The sequence below is a fragment of the Fusobacteria bacterium ZRK30 genome, from assembly GCA_024628785.1.
In the GTDB taxonomy this organism is placed as follows: domain Bacteria; phylum Fusobacteriota; class Fusobacteriia; order Fusobacteriales; family Fusobacteriaceae; genus Psychrilyobacter.
Window position 1 is genome coordinate 176,718 of the sequence record CP102404.1, and the last position, 19,622, is coordinate 196,339.

20 protein-coding genes, 1 pseudogene and 2 riboswitches are annotated in these 19,622 nt (G+C 33.1%); of the genes and pseudogenes, 4 read left to right on the top strand and 17 right to left on the bottom strand.

Features of this window, described 5'->3' with window-relative positions:
* Positions 1 to 51: 51 nt before the first annotated feature.
* Together grdH and NRK67_00935 are read right to left on the bottom strand one after the other, a co-directional pair.
* The gene (gene grdH, locus NRK67_00930) at positions 52 to 1,365 is read right to left on the bottom strand and encodes a betaine reductase selenoprotein B (protein UUV17436.1); all 1,314 of its coding nucleotides are present in this window, start codon (positions 1,363 to 1,365) and stop codon (positions 52 to 54) included.
* A gap of 15 nt (positions 1,366 to 1,380) precedes the next feature.
* Positions 1,381 to 2,706 (bottom strand): glycine/sarcosine/betaine reductase component B subunit, encoded by a 1,326-nt coding sequence (locus tag NRK67_00935; GenBank protein UUV17437.1) that lies wholly within the window; start codon positions 2,704 to 2,706, stop codon positions 1,381 to 1,383.
* A 765-nt stretch (positions 2,707 to 3,471) separates the two neighbouring features.
* Between NRK67_00935 and NRK67_00940 the strand changes: the two genes are divergently transcribed.
* Positions 3,472 to 4,158 (top strand): TetR/AcrR family transcriptional regulator, encoded by a 687-nt coding sequence (locus NRK67_00940; GenBank protein UUV17438.1) that lies wholly within the window; start codon positions 3,472 to 3,474, stop codon positions 4,156 to 4,158.
* 56 nt (positions 4,159 to 4,214) lie between these two features.
* On the opposite strand, the gene NRK67_00945 is transcribed toward NRK67_00940, so the two are convergent.
* From NRK67_00945 to NRK67_00970, 6 genes are all read right to left on the bottom strand, one after another.
* Complete coding sequence (locus NRK67_00945; GenBank protein UUV17439.1) at positions 4,215 to 4,841, bottom strand: MBL fold metallo-hydrolase; 627 nt, start codon at positions 4,839 to 4,841, stop codon at positions 4,215 to 4,217.
* A gap of 262 nt (positions 4,842 to 5,103) precedes the next feature.
* The gene (add, locus tag NRK67_00950; protein UUV17440.1) at positions 5,104 to 6,096 is read right to left on the bottom strand and encodes an adenosine deaminase; all 993 of its coding nucleotides are present in this window, start codon (positions 6,094 to 6,096) and stop codon (positions 5,104 to 5,106) included.
* 73 nt (positions 6,097 to 6,169) lie between these two features.
* Positions 6,170 to 6,269, bottom strand: a riboswitch (purine riboswitch).
* 27 nt (positions 6,270 to 6,296) lie between these two features.
* Complete coding sequence (locus NRK67_00955) at positions 6,297 to 6,698, bottom strand: DNA-binding protein (GenBank protein ID UUV17441.1); 402 nt, start codon at positions 6,696 to 6,698, stop codon at positions 6,297 to 6,299.
* A gap of 91 nt (positions 6,699 to 6,789) precedes the next feature.
* Complete coding sequence (locus NRK67_00960) at positions 6,790 to 7,077, bottom strand: hypothetical protein (GenBank protein ID UUV17442.1); 288 nt, start codon at positions 7,075 to 7,077, stop codon at positions 6,790 to 6,792.
* 82 nt (positions 7,078 to 7,159) lie between these two features.
* Positions 7,160 to 7,441 (bottom strand): DUF1540 domain-containing protein, encoded by a 282-nt coding sequence (locus NRK67_00965; GenBank protein UUV17443.1) that lies wholly within the window; start codon positions 7,439 to 7,441, stop codon positions 7,160 to 7,162.
* A gap of 107 nt (positions 7,442 to 7,548) precedes the next feature.
* Positions 7,549 to 8,235: a phosphatase PAP2 family protein gene (locus NRK67_00970; GenBank protein ID UUV17444.1), complete on the bottom strand. Its 687-nt coding sequence runs from the start codon at positions 8,233 to 8,235 to the stop codon at positions 7,549 to 7,551.
* A 255-nt stretch (positions 8,236 to 8,490) separates the two neighbouring features.
* Here NRK67_00970 and NRK67_00975 point away from each other — a divergent pair, with 255 nt between their 5' ends.
* The 3 genes from NRK67_00975 to NRK67_00985 all read left to right on the top strand — a co-directional run bounded on the left by NRK67_00975 (position 8,491) and on the right by NRK67_00985 (position 10,979).
* Positions 8,491 to 8,634: a hypothetical protein gene (locus NRK67_00975; protein UUV17445.1), complete on the top strand. Its 144-nt coding sequence runs from the start codon at positions 8,491 to 8,493 to the stop codon at positions 8,632 to 8,634.
* 432 nt (positions 8,635 to 9,066) lie between these two features.
* Positions 9,067 to 9,160: riboswitch (glycine riboswitch) on the top strand.
* 94 nt (positions 9,161 to 9,254) lie between these two features.
* Positions 9,255 to 10,640, top strand: coding sequence for a sodium:alanine symporter family protein (locus NRK67_00980; protein UUV17446.1), 1,386 nt, complete (start codon positions 9,255 to 9,257; stop codon positions 10,638 to 10,640).
* Between the two features lie 129 nt (positions 10,641 to 10,769).
* On the top strand, positions 10,770 to 10,979 hold the full coding sequence (locus NRK67_00985; protein UUV17447.1) for a hypothetical protein: 210 nt from the start codon (positions 10,770 to 10,772) through the stop codon (positions 10,977 to 10,979).
* 230 nt (positions 10,980 to 11,209) lie between these two features.
* Here NRK67_00985 and NRK67_00990 read toward each other — a convergent pair whose 3' ends face one another.
* The 9 genes and pseudogenes from NRK67_00990 to purE all read right to left on the bottom strand — a co-directional run bounded on the left by NRK67_00990 (position 11,210) and on the right by purE (position 19,590).
* A complete protein-coding gene (locus tag NRK67_00990; GenBank protein UUV17448.1) occupies positions 11,210 to 11,797 on the bottom strand; it encodes a class I SAM-dependent methyltransferase in 588 nt (195 codons plus the stop codon).
* 108 nt (positions 11,798 to 11,905) lie between these two features.
* Positions 11,906 to 12,145: a hypothetical protein gene (locus NRK67_00995; protein ID UUV17449.1), complete on the bottom strand. Its 240-nt coding sequence runs from the start codon at positions 12,143 to 12,145 to the stop codon at positions 11,906 to 11,908.
* A gap of 202 nt (positions 12,146 to 12,347) precedes the next feature.
* A complete protein-coding gene (gene purD / locus NRK67_01000) occupies positions 12,348 to 13,598 on the bottom strand; it encodes a phosphoribosylamine--glycine ligase (GenBank protein ID UUV17450.1) in 1,251 nt (416 codons plus the stop codon).
* Positions 13,599 to 13,745: 147 nt separating this feature from the next.
* On the bottom strand, positions 13,746 to 15,239 hold the full coding sequence (gene purH, locus NRK67_01005; GenBank protein ID UUV17451.1) for a bifunctional phosphoribosylaminoimidazolecarboxamide formyltransferase/IMP cyclohydrolase: 1,494 nt from the start codon (positions 15,237 to 15,239) through the stop codon (positions 13,746 to 13,748).
* Between the two features lie 32 nt (positions 15,240 to 15,271).
* Positions 15,272 to 15,847 (bottom strand): phosphoribosylglycinamide formyltransferase, encoded by a 576-nt coding sequence (purN, locus tag NRK67_01010; protein ID UUV17452.1) that lies wholly within the window; start codon positions 15,845 to 15,847, stop codon positions 15,272 to 15,274.
* Positions 15,835 to 16,836: a phosphoribosylformylglycinamidine cyclo-ligase gene (purM, locus tag NRK67_01015; GenBank protein ID UUV17453.1), complete on the bottom strand. Its 1,002-nt coding sequence runs from the start codon at positions 16,834 to 16,836 to the stop codon at positions 15,835 to 15,837. Before purM ends, purN begins: the two co-directional genes overlap by 13 nt.
* 34 nt (positions 16,837 to 16,870) lie before the next feature.
* On the bottom strand, positions 16,871 to 18,262 hold the full coding sequence (gene purF, locus NRK67_01020; protein UUV17454.1) for an amidophosphoribosyltransferase: 1,392 nt from the start codon (positions 18,260 to 18,262) through the stop codon (positions 16,871 to 16,873).
* Positions 18,262 to 18,972: a phosphoribosylaminoimidazolesuccinocarboxamide synthase gene (locus NRK67_01025; GenBank protein UUV17455.1), complete on the bottom strand. Its 711-nt coding sequence runs from the start codon at positions 18,970 to 18,972 to the stop codon at positions 18,262 to 18,264. Before NRK67_01025 ends, purF begins: the two co-directional genes overlap by 1 nt.
* 129 nt (positions 18,973 to 19,101) lie before the next feature.
* Positions 19,102 to 19,590: pseudogene (purE, locus tag NRK67_01030) on the bottom strand (5-(carboxyamino)imidazole ribonucleotide mutase).
* Between the last annotated feature and the right edge of the window lie 32 nt (positions 19,591 to 19,622).

The window sequence follows — 19,622 nt, forward strand, 5'->3', positions numbered from 1 at the left end:
CTTCTATCGATTAAATAGATTAATAGGGGAGCATACTTGCTCCCCTATGAATTAAAACTTAACTTCAAATACTGTTTGATCTTCAATGTCAGTAGCAAGAGCGTCTAATGCCACTCCAACTCTATGATATCTTAACTTCCATTGTTCTTCTTTAGAAGTATTAGGATCTCCTAGTGGGTAAGGAATTGAAATTGTAGGAACTATCTTATTGGCACCTACTGTTTTCGCAACCGGTACTAAGTTTGCCATTTGTACAATTGGGAAACCAGCTTTTTCTATTTCTTTTACCATCGTTGTTCCACAACGAGTACAAGTACCTCATGTAGAAGTCATGATAACGGCGTCAACACCATGTTCTTTTAAGAATGGTACCATTTCTTCAGCCATTCTAGATGCTTCTGCTTCTGTAGTTCCAGTTCCAACTGTAGTATAGAAATGTGTATCTAAACTTCCAATTTTCCCCTCAGTCTCATATGCTCTCAATGCATCTAAAGGTACACATACGTTAGGATCTGCATCTGCTGCTGCTGGATCATAACCTGCATGGATAGTTTTGAATACTCCAGCTTCTAATCTTGGCATTTCACTTACATCATACATTCCCCATCTTGTAGCTGATGCAGATTGAATTCTATCTGGATTTGCTACTGGTACTATTCCACCTGTAGTAACTATTGCTATTTTTGAAGTTGATAAGTCTTTAACAGCTGGTGCTATCTCAACTCTATCACTTTTTGGAATAGGTAACTCAGTTACATATTCTTCTCCAGCTAATTTTTTAAGAAGCATTTTAACTCCTCTAACTGCTGCTGGTTCCATTGTAAAGTCAATTACTTGATGTCTGATTCCTCTTACGTAGAATCCTTCTTCTTCAGCTGTTCCAATTTTTTCTCCAGCTAAAATTTTGTCTGCATAAGCAGCCATTTTCTTAGTGTCTTTTCTCATTGCAGCGGCACTTCTACCACCTGGGAAAATAACAACTTCTTTTTTAAACATGTTTACTCCTGGATTTTCAACATGCATAGATGAAATTACAGGAACTCCAAATTTTTCTTTAACAGCTTTACAGATTACTCCACAAGCGTTTCCGTATCTTCCTGCTTGGAAAGATGGTCCTGCGAAGAAGATATCAAATTCTTTATCTTCTAAGAATGCTAAAATTCTTTCAACTGCTTCATCTTGATTAGAACCCATGAAGTTATCTCCACAAATTACTGTATGAGTTACTTCTGCATTTTTTAGTGCTGCGTCTAACGCTAGTGAAGGACCTACTAATCCTTCTTTAATTTCTGGAGCATGATCGGCTTTTTCTTCCCCACCAATTCCAGCGAAAAATTGATTTATATATAAAATTGCTTTTTTCATACTGATTAATCCTCCTTAATATTCTTTCATTGTTTTTTGAGACCATCCAAGTACTTGATCTCCACAGAACATTGAGTTATTTTCTAAAATAACTGAACCGTCTTCTCTAACTGAAGGACCTAATTTCTCGTCGCCTTCCCATCCACCAGCTAAACCATCTCTACCTAATGCTGCTAATTCACCGATTACTTCTTCCATTGGTGGTAATTTAATTAATTGTGATACATTTCCACAAGAAACAATTGCATTAGCTTTTTCACTTAGTACAACTAATGGTTGAGATTGACCGTCTCTACCAGTACACTCATTAGTGATTCCTACAGTTTTTACACCAACATCTTCTAAAGCATCAAAACATGCAATAAAGTCTGCATCTGGGTTTCCGTATCCTTCTTCTGTTAAGATAGCTCCATCTGCACCTAATGACTTAGCCATTTGAGCTACGAATGCTGCTGCTCTTTCTTTTTGCTCCATTGCTACATTTAAGTTAGACATGATAACTCCTAAGAAGTTAATAGTTTCTCCATGTGCTTTGTATAACTCTTTAATTGTAGGACAGTTTTGCATATCATATGTAGACCATTTAGATGAACAAGGCATGAATGAACCACTGATGATTGCTCCATCTAAAATTTCATTTGGATTCATGAAAGTTGGAACCATTCTATTTGCATCCCATCCATATACTAAGTCATTGTATCCAGATTCTTCCATTTGTGATTGTGGTTGCATTACATATACAACTGCTGGAAGTGCTTTTATTTTTTCATCTCTTTTAATGATTGGCTGTAATTCAAACTCTTCTATTTCTTCAGGTTCCATTTCTTTAACTGCATTACCTAAATATTCAGAAAGTCTCATTGCACCCCATCTAAGAGCTTTATTTTTCTTTTGTTGCTCATATCTTTCAAATTCCTCATCTGTGTCAGCTACAAGACAAACATTGATTAGTTTAGAGAAATAAGTTAAATCTGCTCCTTCTCCACTCATATCTATCATTCCGTCTCCAAAACTTCCCCAGTGCTTTCCTACTGCTAATACACTTGTGTTCTTAAGTGCATGCGTTCTTCCATTACCTGCAGGAGTCATTCCACCTGTTACACCTGGAAATACTGGATTTCCATTTACTCTACATCTAGGCTCAACAGCTTCCTTTACAGGAACAATTCTCTTGTTTTCACCAGGTCTAGCGATAACGATATCTGCTTCGGTAATATGCTCATCTTCCATAACATAAGCCAAGGCTTCATCTTTGTTAATTGTAAGAATACCATTCGCATAAGCTGTAGTATCCCCAAACTTAACATCTTTAACATAAAAATTTCCCAATTCAAGTTTCATTACTTCACCTCTTTTTCATTTTTTTTTAATTAAGGTTAATTAATCGTATAGGTTATTTTAGTAACCAAGATTATTTTCTAATCGCGATTAATTTCTTCTATACGTAATTTATAACCTATAAAATTCTATAAGTCAACTCTTTTTTTTAAATAAAAAGTTATTTTTTTATCAATCTCTTTCTGAAGCCAACGTTTTCATTAAAAAAAACGAAAAATAAAAAAAAGATTCGTTTTTGAAACTTCGTGTAATATTTTAACGCTTTATCTCGGAATACATTCACTCTTTATAATGTGTTAAAGTGAAATAAAATTAATAAATATCCAATAAATATAATTATATATATATATTCTCTTTTATATCACTAAAAATTTTATACGCTTGTGATTTTTTTATTTTTATTTTTTGATTTTTAAAAAAAATAAAGGCTATCATCTGTTTAATTAGTACTTTATAATATATAAGGTACAAATAACCGAAAAAAACAATGTAATATTAAAAATTATGATACATATGTTGTTGTTTCATCTTCACAGGTCAGACTTTCCTATTTATTACGATACTAAAAAAGGTTACAAAGTTTATTCAATTTCGACGTAAAATCATAATTCATAGAGATATCAAGATGAAAAGGTCTTTTAATCCACTTTTTCTATTTTTACAAAGATTTAGTTATCCTCAATAAAATAAAAAAATAAATTTTGTTTTTGGCGTTTTTATTATATACTTAGTTAATAACTAGATTAATTTACAGGAGAGAAGGAAAAGATGACCAGACTAGAACGAAAATTAAATGTAAAACGACTTTTTATAGATGCTACCATGACTATTATTCAAGAAGAAGGCTTAGAAGAGGTTAGTATAAGAAAAGTTGCCAAGATCACAGGTTACAACAGTGCGACCCTCTATACATACTTTAAGAATTTAGATCACTTAATTCTTTTAGCTTGTATGAAATTTTTAAATGAATATATCACTGGATTAGATGCTTATACTGAAGAAGCTGAAAACCCATTGGAGGAATCTATCCTCATTTGGGAGTTTTTCTGTAAATGCTCATTCGAAAGACCAGAGATATACAAATCTATATTTTTTTCTAATTTAGATTTTAACAGAAAAGATTTTGAAAATTACTACGAGATAAAGGAATTTTATAAAATTTATCCAGAGGAGATAACAACCTCCTTTGCAAAATTTCACCGTATGATCTTAAAATTAGATATCTATGAAAGAAATAAGATCCTTTTGATAAAGACAGCTCGAAAAAAACTGATTTCTCCGAGTAATATAACCACTATCAATGATATGCAGGTTCTTATGTATAAGGGACTATTAGAGGAAGCTACAAAACCTGAAAATATTTATAGACGTAAAGTTTTATGTAATAGAGCTATCAAATACATAAAAAACTGTTTAAAATTATTTGTCTTACAGGATTGTAGATTATTAAAGTAAATAAAAATAGGGGTAGTCTAAGACTACCCCCTATTTTTATTTACTAATTATTATATTTACCTATTCAAATACCTATTATGAATCTTTTCATATTTTAAGTTGGTATCTTCTCCGTGTCCCGGATAGATAGCTATATCATCGGGATAAGTTTTGATTTTTTTCAGACTTTCCTTCATCTGTTCCTTATTGCTCAGTTGTGTATTGGTTATACCAATAGTTTTTTTGAACAAAAAATCCCCTGTAAACATTACTTTTTCTGCTAAAAAATAATACACAATTGAACAGGTAGTATGTCCCGGGGTATCTATTACAAAAAATTCAAATTTTCCTATTTTTTGTTTCCCCTCATCTAAGTATTTGATATCTATCTTATCTATATCAAACCTTGTTCTTATTCCATATTTTTTTATAGTATAATCGAAATTAGCATCCATTATATAGTTAGGACGATTAGAACTGAGATAGACCGGAACCTTATATTTGTCTACAAATTTTTCCACTCCTAACAAATGATCCCAATGGGTATGAGTCAAGAGAACTCCCAACACATTCAACTTAGAGTCTTCTATAAACTTATCAATATTATCAAAATCGCTTAAATCTACAATTAAACAATCATTCCCTTTTATTAAAATATAATTATTATTTGCAATTATTCCGCAAGTAATTTTCTTTATCTTCATAACTCCTCCACAATCTTTGTCTCTGCTCATTTTAATTTCAGACTATAATTCTACTGACACTACTATGGGAGGAAAGATAGACATTTCTTCCAAAATAATAATAAATAATCCATTTTTGCTATTTCTTTAAAAGGTTAAAATTCATCCAAAACTATATTTTTAATCTTTTTTATTATTTAAGAACTCACAAAATTTATGGAATAAATAAAAGATTATAAAGATCTAAATTATGCTTATCTGGATGCAGTGTCACGCTGCTTTTTTATTTTAAATATTCCCTTAACTTTTGTTTTTCATCCTCTGAGATAAAAGCTGCTTCTATGCTGTTTAAATATATATCTATATATTCGCTTTTTTTCAACTCAAAAGCCTTCTCTATTTGAACACATTCCTCAGTCATAGTAGTGTCTGAAACAGTTCTATTGTCTGTATTTAATGTTATCATAATTTCATCATTATAGAAATCATATATTGGATGTTCCCCATATTTTTTTACAGCTTTAGTCTGTACATTACTTGTAGGGCATATTTCCAAAGGAATTTTCTTTTCCTTTACCAGATTATAAGCTTTCCTGCTATTAGTTATAAATACCCCATGTCCAATTCTCTCTGCTCCTAAAAGTTCAATTGCATCGACAACATTTTCACCTATCCCTGTTTCTCCTGCATGGATAGTTATCCTATATCCATATTCTCTGGCTTTTTTCATGGGCTCAATAAATTTATGACAAAATCCTGCCACTTCTCCACCACAAAGATCCACTGCCACAACTCCTTTTCCTATGAATGAGCTTCCCTCCTCAACTATCTTCATAGCTGATTCAGCTGACAGGTGTCTCATACATGATAAGATGTAGTTTCCCTTTATATCATATATTTTTTCTGCTCTTCTCATCCCACACAGTACACTCTCTATTATCTCTTTCGTAGTCAATCCATCTTCCGTATGCTGCTGAGGAGCAAATCTTATCTCTATATATTTTATATTTTCCGTGGCAGCATCTTCCATAAGTTCAAAAGATACCCTTTCTAAATCTTCTTTAGTCTGCATCACAGCTATTGGCAAATCAAAACATCTAAGATATTCATCTAATGAACTACAGCTTAAAGGAGCAGTCAGCCATTCTTTTATATCTTCCAAATTTTGAGTTAATTCCAGCCTATTTTTTTTTATTATATCCAAAACTGTTTCAGCTCTTAAACTTCCATCTAAATGGCAGTGTAGATCAATTTTTGGCATTTCTTTATAATTCATTTTATTCCTCCTATTATTTGATCCGATATATAGATTTCTAAGCAATTAAAAAATTCCCATTACAAAGAACGCTGTATAAACAGACCCTCTTCGTAATCAGGAATTATAGGTACCTGGTAGAAACCTCCAAACCATATTATTGGAGTTATACGATATTAAATTATTTATAATATTTTAACAATTATTTTCCTTTCTGTCAATTATAACTCTTGTGTTTCAACAGTCAACTCTTCATAACCTGTGTCCGAATCCATCACCCTGTCAAACTTATAACTTTCTAATATCCCTATCACTAATTCACATGTTGTATTAACAATATTTCCCTCTACAAGGTGACCTCCAAAACTATTACCATCTTGGTCACTGCAATTTATATGAAGATGGACACCCTTAGGAGAGAGAGTTCCATTCAATGAAAGGATCTCCATATTTTTATCAATCTCCTTAATAGTTATACCATCAGCTACTCTAAACCTAGCCCTTGATATACAACCTACAGAGGAAAGTATTGTCCCTGCCTTTACCTTTTTTTCTTTAACTATCCTTTGTATCTCAATTTTTAAATCCATACCCTCAGTTAATCTAACAGCATATATCTTCATCTTATCTCCTCTATTATTTAATTCTAAGGTTAATGCTACTACATTTGAATAAAAGATACAAGTTTAAAAAATTTCTTATTCTTTGATCTCTTTAACTGCTTTTTTCTATAATTATCGAATAATATGATTTGTGGGGATTTCCAGTCTTAATATCAATCACATCCGGATCATGCTCTATAATTTTAAACTCTTTTAAATATTTTTTTACGTCATTTGCCTCAAATATATGAGGTTCCAATTCAACTGCCTCATTACTGACAAAGCGAATCCGGATCTCCTTGGGATGTTCCAAAGCTTTATTTGATCCTGAATCTATAAACTCATAGCCAGCTCCTTCCAATATTTCTCTGATTTCATCGATTAGTTTCAAATCTATCATCCTCCTCTGTTATATTTCTAGATATTTTTTAAGTTTTTATAAAAAAAGCCGCCTCAGAGGCAGCTAAGGGAGAGAAAGTTCATTATTTTTTTCGATAAGTTTGGCAGTCTACCTCATTTCCTACAACCGACATATGAATACCAGATGCAGTACATTCCAAAGAACTGTTAAAAGAACATGAATCTACTTTACATGACCCTACTCCACCGGAAACATCATTAAATCCGGCTTTCTTAGAACCAGCCATAAATGTATCGCAACATGGTATATCGTCCCCTATATTTATAGCAGGAGTATGGCATTGTTTATTCTTATTATATACACAACTTTCAGCATTACAATCAAATATTTTTGTAATTTCCATATTTCATCCTCCACAACTCCCTCCCTTGTTTTATATACTATCTTCCTCTTAACTTCCTTCAATTAAGTAAATATTTTTTGAAAGTATTTTATAGAACAATATACTTATTAATTAAATAAAAATTTAAAAAATACCCTAGCTAAATCCCTGCTGCTGTTAAACATATCCGTAAATTGGTAGGTGATCAGAAAAAATAAGGGATAAAAGATATGCGGCTTAAAATCTGACCAAACTACAATCGAATTTATATATTTACTTTTTGATATATATACATTTCCTAGTACAGCAATTACTATTCCAACTATGGCACCGAAGATAATATCGGTTGGGTAGTGCAAACCTAAATATATTCTTGGAATAGCTATAAATAATGTCGTATAAAAAAATGTAAATAATCCTAATTTTTTGGATATAAAAAAAATCCCCGTTGCCAAGCTAAAAAATAAAACAGCATGATCACTTGGCATTGAACTCCAGCCAGAAGAATGAAGACTAACCATCCCATGTGGCAGTAAAAAATCCAATCCTTTTTCATGCAGTGGTCTAAGCCGAAATGGCAGTATTAATGCAAGCCCCCTTGCAAAGAACATTGCAATAATCGAACTAATAAGAATTGAGATGATCTGCTGACGATTCTTTTCATCTTTAAACCATCCATACCAAAGAATAAACATAAAAACACTGGCTTTTAAAAGAGAGTTCCCTGATAAAATCAACATAGAGTAATCAAATATTTTTGACTGCTGAGAAAATTGATTCAGGTAAGTCATTATTTCAAAGTCAAAGAAATTCATAGAGCCTCCTATATACTAAATAACGTTAAAACGATAATATATTTTTTATACTATTCTAAACAATTGTTGATATTCCTAGTTTTTTTTATATAAATAATATGAATTTGTAAAAAAACCATAATATAAGAAATTATATATTCATAGAGAAAACTATCAGAGACATATCATTTTAATCTCACAATATATGATATAATATGAGGTATATTGTAAAAACTTACAGACTGGAAGTTTTTATTTTTATTAAAGGAGGTAGAAATGAAGAAAGGAAAAACAAAAGCCGTTAAAATAAAAGGAAAAAACAAAAACAAAGGAAAAAAACTGGGTAAGCCACTTATAAAAGCAAATGTTAAAAGAAAGATAAAGATAAAAGAGATACAGGATGAGGGAGAAGCAGGATAATATCCTGCTTTTTTTTCTTATAAACTTAATTTAATCAGCCTGTTTTAGATGAAAAAATATATAACTTTTTTATAATTCAGAATGATAAAAAGAATAAGAATTCTCCTCCTATTCCCCTACCTCCACTTCCATTACATTGTAATTAATTATTAATTAAAAAAAATTAATTATTAATTAAAAAACTAATCGCGATTTTTTTCACTTGCCTATTGTATTCTCAAAAAATATATGCTAATATCATAGGGATATTCCACATAAGATGTCTTTTAATGGATATAATTTTCATCTTAAAAAATTGCTTTTTCAGAATTTTTTATTATGTATAATATATAAGTTAAAAATCGGTTGAAGGTATAGGGAGAAGATAAGAAATTATCGCCGAAGAAGTAAAACTTTCAGGTGCTTTTATTTAATAAAAGTGGGACCTATACTGGACGAACCTCTGGAGAGATCCAAAATAATGGACACCGAAGGAGCAAACCCTTAACGGGCGAAACTCTCAGGTAAAAGGGACAGAGGAGTTTAATTATATATATATCAGTGAAACTACGTATTTTTATATATAGTTTTTTTCTGTACATATAATTAAATTCCCTACAAATAAAAGGGAGGCACTAAAAATGGATACACTTAATTTTTTTCAAGCAATAAATAACTTTGTATGGGGACCACCGCTATTAATACTATTGGTAGGAACAGGTTTTTATCTGACGGTTCGACTGGGATTACTACAAATTTTCAAACTTCCCCTGGCACTGAAATATCTTTTTGTAAAGGATAGCGATGATTCTGGTGAGGGAGACGTAAGTAGTTTTGCTGCACTTTGTACAGCACTGGCAGCAACTATTGGTACCGGAAATATTGTAGGAGTAGCAACGGCTATTAGATTAGGAGGACCGGGAGCATTATTCTGGATGTGGATGGCGGCATTCTTTGGAATGGCAACGAAATATTCAGAGGGACTTCTAGCCATCAAATATAGAACAAAAGACGAGAATGGACAACAAGCTGGAGGGCCCATGTATTATTTAGAAGGGGGGCTTAAAAATAAAAAGCTTGGTAAGATATTAGCGAAATCTTTTGCTATATTTGGGATAGGAGTTGCATTCTTCGGGATAGGAACTTTTGCTCAGGTAAATGCCATCGTTACAGGAGTAAGTGGCGGATTTGGAGTTCCAAGAATAATAGTTGCAGTACTTTTAACACTTAGTGTAGCTGCTGTAACTGTAGGAGGAATAAAGAGTATCTCTAGAGTTTCAGAGATTGTAGTTCCATTTATGGCACTATTTTATGTCTTTGGAGCAACAATAATACTTCTTATGGATAGAAGTGCTACTGCTGCTGCATTTAATTTAGTTATCAGCAGTGCATTTAATGGCCATGCTGCTGTAGGAGGATTTGCAGGTGCAGGGGTAGCTCTAGCATTAAAAGCAGGGGTAGCTAGAGGAGTTTTCTCAAATGAATCTGGTTTAGGATCAGCTCCTATTGCATCTGCTGCTGCTAGAACAAATTCTTGTGTAAGACAAGGACTAATCTCTATGACTGGGACGTTCTTTGATACTATTGTAGTTTGTACTATGACAGGTCTTGTACTTATTTCTTCTGGATTCTGGAACCATGCAAACCTTGCTGGAGCAGAAGTTACTAACGCCGCATTTAATAACCTTCTTACATTTGGAGGTATTGGTGGTCTTATTGTCAACATTGGTATTATTTTCTTTGCCTTCACTACAATCCTTGGTTGGAATTACTATGGTGAAAGATGTACTGTATATCTTTGTGGTGTAAAAGGAATAAAATATTTTAAAGCAATCTTTATATTCTTGATTGCCATAGGACCATTTATCAGACTAGAACTCATTTGGGTTGTAGCTGATATAGTTAATGGACTTATGGCTATTCCAAACTTAATCGGTTTAATTGCTCTTAGTGGAGTAATCATAAAAGAAACGAAAGATTATTTTGAGGAATTAAAGGCAAAAGAAAAAAAGACAAAAACGGTTTAGAGAAAAAACAAGTGGAATATCAAAAATAAGGCTTCCAAATTTTGGAAGCCTTTTCAATTATATTAACTATAAGATAAATTTTAAAATTATGGTATAATGGTTGTAAATGTTTTTTATCAGGAGGAAAGAATGAAGAAAATTTTATGTATACTTGGATTGGTTATATTTTTTACAGGATGTGACTCAATTACTACAAAGGGAAAGTTTGGAAGTATTCAAATAAATAATAATAATAATAACAAAAAAAACAAATCAAATGGGAACGCATTTGGGCATAAAAACCCTAAAAATCCTCATTATAAAGGTCAGACTACTAACAATATCAATATAGAATTATAAATAAACTAGTTACTTTTTATATTTTTATTAATTCAAAAAGGTTTCCAAAATATGGAAACCTTTTTTTTATCAATGATAATTTCATAGAAATAGAAGATATGGAACCTTTAATTTTTAGACCATTATATATATAGCAAAAAAACTTATTCTCAAATCCCATATTACTTTATTCTTTTATTCCAGATTCTTTCAAAAATTAAACCTATTAATATTTCCTTTAAAAGAAATAATTACTTTTTTTGGCAGCTGAAAAAGAAAAATTTTTCATCCTTTATTACAATATTTTTTAAATTTAATTTTACACACTCTTTTTTTAAACTTATATCGTTAGGAATTGCATCCCTGTTTAAACTATAATTTATTTTTTTATGATGTTCTTTCAATTGATTTCTTGTTTTAGAATGTATTATATAAAAAACTCCTCCATCGTTGAGGAGTTCAGCAGCATTTTCAAATAGAAGATCTACTCTTTCAAAGTGAGGAATGCTGTCAAATAATACAACGATATCAAATTTTCTGTCTAAATTTATCTTTTTCTCAAAGTTCATACAACAGGTTACAGCTTCAGGGAACCTCTTTTTAAATTCTTCTAACATCTTTTCTGAGATATCTATTCCCAAATAGTTTTCCGATTTATTGGTATTAAAAAAAGAATAAAAAGTTCCTGTCCCTGCACCAATCTCTAAAACACTGTTTTCCTTATCAATGTTCATTAATTTTAAACTTTCTTTAATAGCAAAGGTTCTGTCATCAGTTAAATAATCAACCCATTTATCTACATTCTTATTAAAATATTCTTTATTATTCTGAATTTTCATATATCTCCTTAATTATAAATTTAATCATACCCTTTTAATTTAGGCCCATTACATATTCAAAACTTCCTTATAAACTGCTGAGTTATTCTGTACAGTAAAAACGTTAAATTATCTTAAAAGATCTTTTAAATGGTCTACTCGATTAAGAATATCACGGTCTATCAGGTTTGACTGCGACTCACAATATTTCTGAACCTTATTAATGGACCTCATTTTTTCATGAACATCTCTGGAACTATTAATAGAATCCATATATTCAAATAATTCTGCATGGTCTGAGTATAGCGGCAATAACAATTCTTCAAGTTTATTTAATTCATCGTGGAATTTATCTAGACTTTTGCTCATTGGTGCCCTCCTGAATGTATAGAATAACTCAGTCTCTTATAAGTATACTTCATTTAAGTTATAAATTATATACCTTCCAAGCTCATAAATCAATATTTTTTTATCTGCCATCAGAGTCTCTGGTAAATCATATTAATATATAAAAAAAGATGATTCCTAATATAGAAATCATCTTTTTATTATTTCAAATAATAACTCTAGTTTAATCTATCTTTCCAATGTCTCTCCTACAATATACTCCCTCAAAATTTATTTTATCCATAGAACTATATGTATTTTCACAGGCAGTTTTTAAATTTTCTCCTAAACTGACTATATTTATTACACGTCCCCCATTGGTCAGGAGTTTATCCTCCTCCAATTTAGCCCCTGCAATAAATACCAGATCGTCTACATCTGAAAGACCTGTTATCTCATATCCCTTGTTATAATTTTCAGGATATCCTCCAGATACTCCTACAACACAGCATGCAGATGCATCCTTCCAGTCCATCTTAACTTTATCCAAGTTCCCATCTATACACATCTCTAAAATTTCCAGAAAATCATTTTCCATAAGGGGCAATACAGCCTGAGTTTCAGGATCTCCCAGTCTCATATTGTATTCCAGTGAGTAAACTCCTTTTTCCGTTATCATCAATCCAAAGAATATCACACCATTAAACTTCATCTTTTCTGCTTTTAATCCTTCCAAAGTAGGAGTCATAATATCATCAATAAAACCTTTCATTATTTCAGATGTCACATATGGATTAGGAGCTATTACTCCCATTCCTCCTGTATTTAAACCTATTTCACCTTCACCGATCTTTTTATGATCCTTGGCAGATATAAACGGCACTATGGTATTACCATCGGTGATAGACAGGATGGAAGCTTCTACTCCTACAAGAAATTCCTCTATAACTATCTCAGATCCAGCCTCACTAAATTTATGATCTAATATCATATCTCTCACTGCTTCCACTGCCTCATCTTTATTTTGAGCTATAATTACACCCTTTCCTGCAGCTAAACCACTGGCTTTTACTACAGTGGGGTACTCTATCTCATCCAAATACTTTACAGCACTATCATAATCAGTAAAGATCTCATAGGCAGCTGTTTTTACTCCATATTTTTTCATAAAGTCTTTAGAGTAAGCCTTGCTCCCCTCTAAAATTGCAGATTTTTTATCCGGACCAAATACAGTCAATCCTTTTTCTTCAAATTTATCCACTATTCCTTCTACCAGTAGCTCCTCAGATCCCACCATGGTAAGTCCTATCTTATTCTTTGCTGCAAACTCTACCATCTCTTCAATATTGGATAGATCTATATTTTCACATCTGTCCAATAGTTCAGTCCCGGCATTCCCCGGTGCTACATATATTTTTTCCACCTTACTGTTTTGAGCAAATTTCCATGCAATAGCATGTTCACGACCGCCACTACCTATAATTAAAATTTTCATAATTTACTCCCCTGATCTTAAATATTAGTTTTTAATTTTTTATCATACAACTTTTAAATACTCTCTCCTTTATTTACAGCCTATGACTATGAAATTTAATTTTTAATCTCATCTATAAAAAAGCAACGTGACGTTGCATCCAATATCTTAATGTTTAAAATGTCTTATCCCTGTAAGTACCATAGATATCCCGTGTTCGTTACATGCATCTATAGATTCTTGATCTCTTATTGATCCACCAGGCTGGGCTATCCCACCAATCTTTGCTGCTGCACAGGCATCCACTACATCCCTAAATGGGAAAAAGGCATCTGATGCCAAGATCGCACCATCTCCTGCTCTCTCAATAGCTTGTTTTGTAGCCCATATTCTATTGGTTTCTCCTGTTCCTATCCCCTTAGCCATCCCATCTTTTACTACTACTATGGCATTGGACTTCACATGTTTTACTACCTTCATTCCAAACACTAAATCTGTCATCTCTGATTCTGTAGGAGATTTTTCAGTTACCACTTTAAAATCATCAGAGAATGCGATGTCTCTATCCTGTACTAAGATACCACCATCTACCTTTACATACTCTATATTATCACATGGTTTTTGGTACGCTTTTATGATTCTTAAATTTTTCTTTGTCTTTAGTATCATTAAAGCTTCCTCTGTAAAGTCAGGAGCAATTACTATTTCTAAGAATATTTTCTTTAACTCCTCAGCGGTTTTACCATCTACCTTCTTGTTGAAAGCTACTATCCCTCCAAATATAGAAATGGGGTCACAGTCATAGGCCTTCATATATGCATCATAGACATTTTCTGCAATTCCTACCCCGCAAGGTGTTGAATGTTTCAGACCACAGCATGCAGATACTTCAAATTCATTGGCTACCTTCCATGCCACATCCATATCTCTTATATTATTAAAAGATAATTCCTTTCCATTTAATTGTTCAAAGTCTTTCATAGCTCCATTTTCAGTTGTAGATACATAATAAGCAGAATTTTGATGTGGGTTTTCACCATATCTCAGATCCATCTTCTTAACATAAGATGTACTCAAGTATTCCGGCATCTCTCCCTCCAATAAGAAGTTAGATATAGCTGCGTCGTAAGCTGATGTCAGGTTAAATACCTTTCCTGCCAGTCTCTTCTTAGTTTCAAAAGTTACTTTCCCTGCTTCCATCTCTTCCTTTACTACATTATAGTCAGAAGTATTAGAAATTACCACTACATCTTTAAATGACTTAGCAGCAGATCTGAGCATTGTAGGCCCGCCGATATCTATGAATTCTACCTTGGCTTCAAATGAGATATCATTTTGTACCTCTTTAAAGAATGGATATAAATTAACTATTACCATATCTATTGTAGTTATCTCCCTCTCCTCTAAAGTTTTCATATGCTCCTCATTATCTCTAACAGCCAAGATACCCCCATGGATAATTGGATGCAAAGTTTTTACCCTTCCATTTAACATCTCTTCTGCCTGTGTTACTTCTGCTACATCTAATACAGCTATATTATTTTCCTTTAGATGTCTATAGGTTCCACCTGTAGAGATTATCTCCACCCCTTGCGATATTAAAAAATTTGCAAATTCCACTATCCCTGTTTTATCAAAAACTGATATCAATGCTCTTTTCACTTGTATACCCTCCTATGTGTTTTTACAACTTTTTATTTGAAATTATATAGTACCTGCTCAATAGCTTTTGGCAACAATTTATGTTCTTCCACCAATACTTTCTTTTGTAAAATTTCTGCGGTGTCTCCTAAATCAACTTTTACCTTTATTTGCTCTATTATCTCTCCTGTATCTATACCTGCATCTACATAATGAACTGTACAGCCAGATTCATATTCTTTGGCTTCTATCACTGCCCGGTGAATTCTCATCCCAAACATTCCAGGCCCACCAAATTTAGGCAGGAGAGAAGGGTGGATATTTATTATCCTCCCCTTCCTGTTATTTATAAATTCTTCATCCAGGATCGATAAAAACCCTGCTAAAACAACTAGATCTACTCGATCTCCTAAATATTCATCTATCTTTTTAGAGATATCTTTTTTTAATATCTTTCTATCAAATATTTTTGTCACTATATTATTTTTTTTTGCCCTTTCAATACCATAACATTCTCTGTCTGCTATAACACAAGATATTTCGTATTTTACTTTTGATATAGAGACAGTATCAATTATAGATTGCAGATTACTTCCTCCACCAGATATCAAAACTGCTATCTTAAACATATTCCATTATCTCCTTTAGATATAGTTCCTATCTCATAGGGAGCCTCTCCCAACTCCTCCAAAGTTTTGATTATTCCATCTTTTTCATTGGGATTAGCTATTATTATAAATCCTACTCCCATATTAAATGTTCCCCACATCTCAGATTCATCTACACCCAATGACATTAGGTGTTTAAAGATAGGGAGTATCTTTATTGCTGATTTATCAACGATAGCTTCTAATCCTGCCGGTATTACTCTAGGTAAGTTTTCGATTATTCCCCCACCAGTCATATGAGCCAGACCGTTTACACTATGCTTTTTAATAAGTTCTAAGATAGGTTTCACATATATTCTTGTCGGAGTAAGCAGTTCCTCTCCTATTGTCTTATCCCCATATTTTGCATTATAATCAGTTACTAATTTTCTTACCAGGGAAAAACCATTACTGTGTACTCCTGATGAAGGCAATGCTATGATTGTATCTCCCTCTTCTATCTTTGAACCATCTATAAGATTTTCTTTTTCAACTACTCCCACTGTAAATCCGGCTATATCATAGTCTCCATCCTTATAAAATCCAGGCATCTCTGCTGTCTCTCCTCCAACCAGTGCTGCATCAGACTGTAGACATCCTTCTGTTATCCCGCTTACAAGTGTCGCCGCGACATCTGCTTCTAACTTCCCGCAAGCCATATAATCTAAGAAAAATAATGGTTTAGCCCCATGACACAATACATCGTTTACACACATAGCCACACAATCAATTCCTACAGTGTCATAAGTTTTAGTTTTGAATGCTATCTCCAATTTTGTTCCTACGCCATCTGTTCCAGATACCAATATTGGGTCTTTCATCTGTCCCAATTGATACATTGCCCCGAAGCTGCCTAAGCCGGTAAGTACACTTTTATTATGTGTTTTTTTTACTAGATCCTTCATTAGCCCTACTGACTTGTATCCCTCTTCCTTATTTACCCCTGCATCTTTATATGAAATTGTTGACATTACAGCCTCCTGATATTATTTATATTATGTTTTCTTACATATTCGCTACTGTAGACATGGGGTATATTCCGTTAAAACATCCCATACAGAAACTTTTACTTCCCAAAGTATTAGTCAGATTATCCAGCTTTAAAAAATCCAAACTATCTGCACCGATATATTCACATATCTCATCTACAGACATCTCTGCAGCTAGAAGTTCCTTCCTATACGCTATATCTACCCCAAAATAACATGGATGCATCACTGCCGGGCTGGCAGATCTAAAGTGAACCTCTGTAGCTCCCGCCCCCCTCAGCATCTCTATTAATTTTTTACTTGTAGTCCCACGAACTAATGAATCATCTATTACTACAACTCTTTTTCCCTCTATCATAGACCTGATTGGATTTAATTTTACCCTTACAGCTCTTTCACGAAGTTCCTGAGATGGTTTTATAAATGTCCTGCCTATATATTTATTTTTTACTAACCCAGTCACAAATGGTATCCCAGAAGCTATTGCATATCCTTGAGCTGCCGGTAACCCGGAATCTGGAACCCCTATAACGATATCTGCTTCGATCTTTCCCTGCTCCCATAGTTTTACCCCTGTTTCATATCTGCTTTTATATACATCCAATCCATCTATCACAGAATCCGGTCTGGCGAAATAAATATGTTCAAATGAGCAGGGAGCTTTATGAGATTGTTCGTTGTAGTTGATCGCTTCTACACCATTTTCATCTATTATTACTATCTCCCCTGCATTTATGTCTCTGATTAATTCTGCTCCTACAGAGTCTAAAGCACATGATTCAGATGCCAGTACAATACTTCCATCCTCTAACTTACCCATACATAGTGGTCTAATCCCATAGGGATCTCTTATTCCAATCAATTTATCTTGTACAGCTATTACCAGGGCAAAAGATCCCTTTATAGCTGATATAGTATCTACCAATGTTGATTTCAATCCATTTTTAGATCTCCTGGCCATCATATTTATAATAACTTCTGAATCGGTAGTAGTCTGGAACACCACCCCTGCATCTTCCAATAATTCTTTGATTATCATAGGATTAATAAGGTTTCCATTGTGAGCCACAGCTATATCTCCTAATTTAGAATGTCTTTGTAATGGTTGTGCATTCCCCTCACATGATCCCCCGGCTGTAGAGTATCTTACATGACCTATCCCTACATTTCCTACTGTTTCTTTTAAAGTTGTTTCTGAGAATACATCTGAAACCAGTCCTTGACCCTTATAGGTTTTTATCTTTTCATCTTTAGATATACTCATTCCTGCACTTTCCTGGCCTCTGTGCTGTAGTGAGCACAACCCATAGTAGATAAGTCCCGCTATATCTTTTTTATCTTCCTTAGAATAGATCCCAAATACTCCACATTCTTCCTCCATCTTCTCTGATTCATTATATACAACCATTATTTTGCTCCTAGTCTTTTTAATATCTCGATGTATGCTTCCTCTATACTCCCTAAATCTCTTCTGAATCTGTCTTTATCTAGTTTTTGTCCTGTAGCTTTGTCCCATAACCTGCAGGTATCCGGTGAAATTTCATCGGCTAAAACTATCTCTCCGGCAGCATTTTTTCCAAATTCAATTTTGAAATCCACTAAATCTATCCCTTCATCTCCGAAGGCTTTAAGTAATAGAGTATTAATTTCCCCTGTAATCTCGTATATCTTCTTTAATTCATCATATGTAGCTAACCCCATAGCTACTGCATGGTGATCATTGATAAGGGGGTCACCAAATTCATCATTTTTATAACATATTTCAAAGATAGTGTTTTCAGGTTTAGTTCCCTCTTCAATTCCTACCCTCTTAGCCATAGATCCGGCTATTATATTTCTTACTATTACTTCTAATGGAAATATTTCCAATTTTTCGCACAATTGATCTCTCTCATTTAATTTTTCTTGAAAATGAGTTCTGATACCGTTTTTTTCTAAATTTTCAAATAAGATAGTTGTGATCTCATTATTTATCATTCCCTTATTAGAAATTGTTCCTTTTTTTTCTCCATTTCCAGCAGTAGCATCATCTTTATAATGAATTATTACCAAGTTCTCATTGTCTGTAGCATATATTTGTTTAGCTTTACCTTCATATATAAATTCTCTCTTTTCCATCTTCTGCCTCCGATTTATTCAAATTCAATTTTTTCTCATAAATTATACAAATCCTGTATATTCAACCTAGTCTCAACGTTTACTAATTCCATCATTATATTATCAGTTCTAACTATTAACTGACAACTTTTATAGCTCTACTCCACTTTCATTATCTGCAATGAAATTTTTCTTCATATTTTCTCTAAATCCTACTAATTTTTCTTGAACTTCAGGATATTTCAATGCTAATATCTGTACCACTAACATCCCTGCATTATAGGAATTATTGATTCCAACTGTAGCTACCGGGATAGATTTTGGCATCTGTACAATTGACAGCAGTGCATCCATCCCATCTAATGCTGCTCTGATAGGTACGCCTACAACTGGCAGTGTCGTTTTAGAAGCTATCACTCCCGGCAGGTGTGCTGCTAATCCTGCCCCTGCAATTATCGCTTGTGTATCTTCTGCTTCTAATCTTTTTAATGTTTCTACCAATTTCTCTGGAACTCTATGGGCTGATAATACATGTGCTTCAAATTCAATCCCAAACTCTCTCAGGCATTTTGCTGCCCCTCTCATAACATCTGTATCTGATTTACTTCCAAATATAATAGCTACCTTCATAATCTCTCTCCTTTTATGTAAAAATTTTTTTTATTACACCA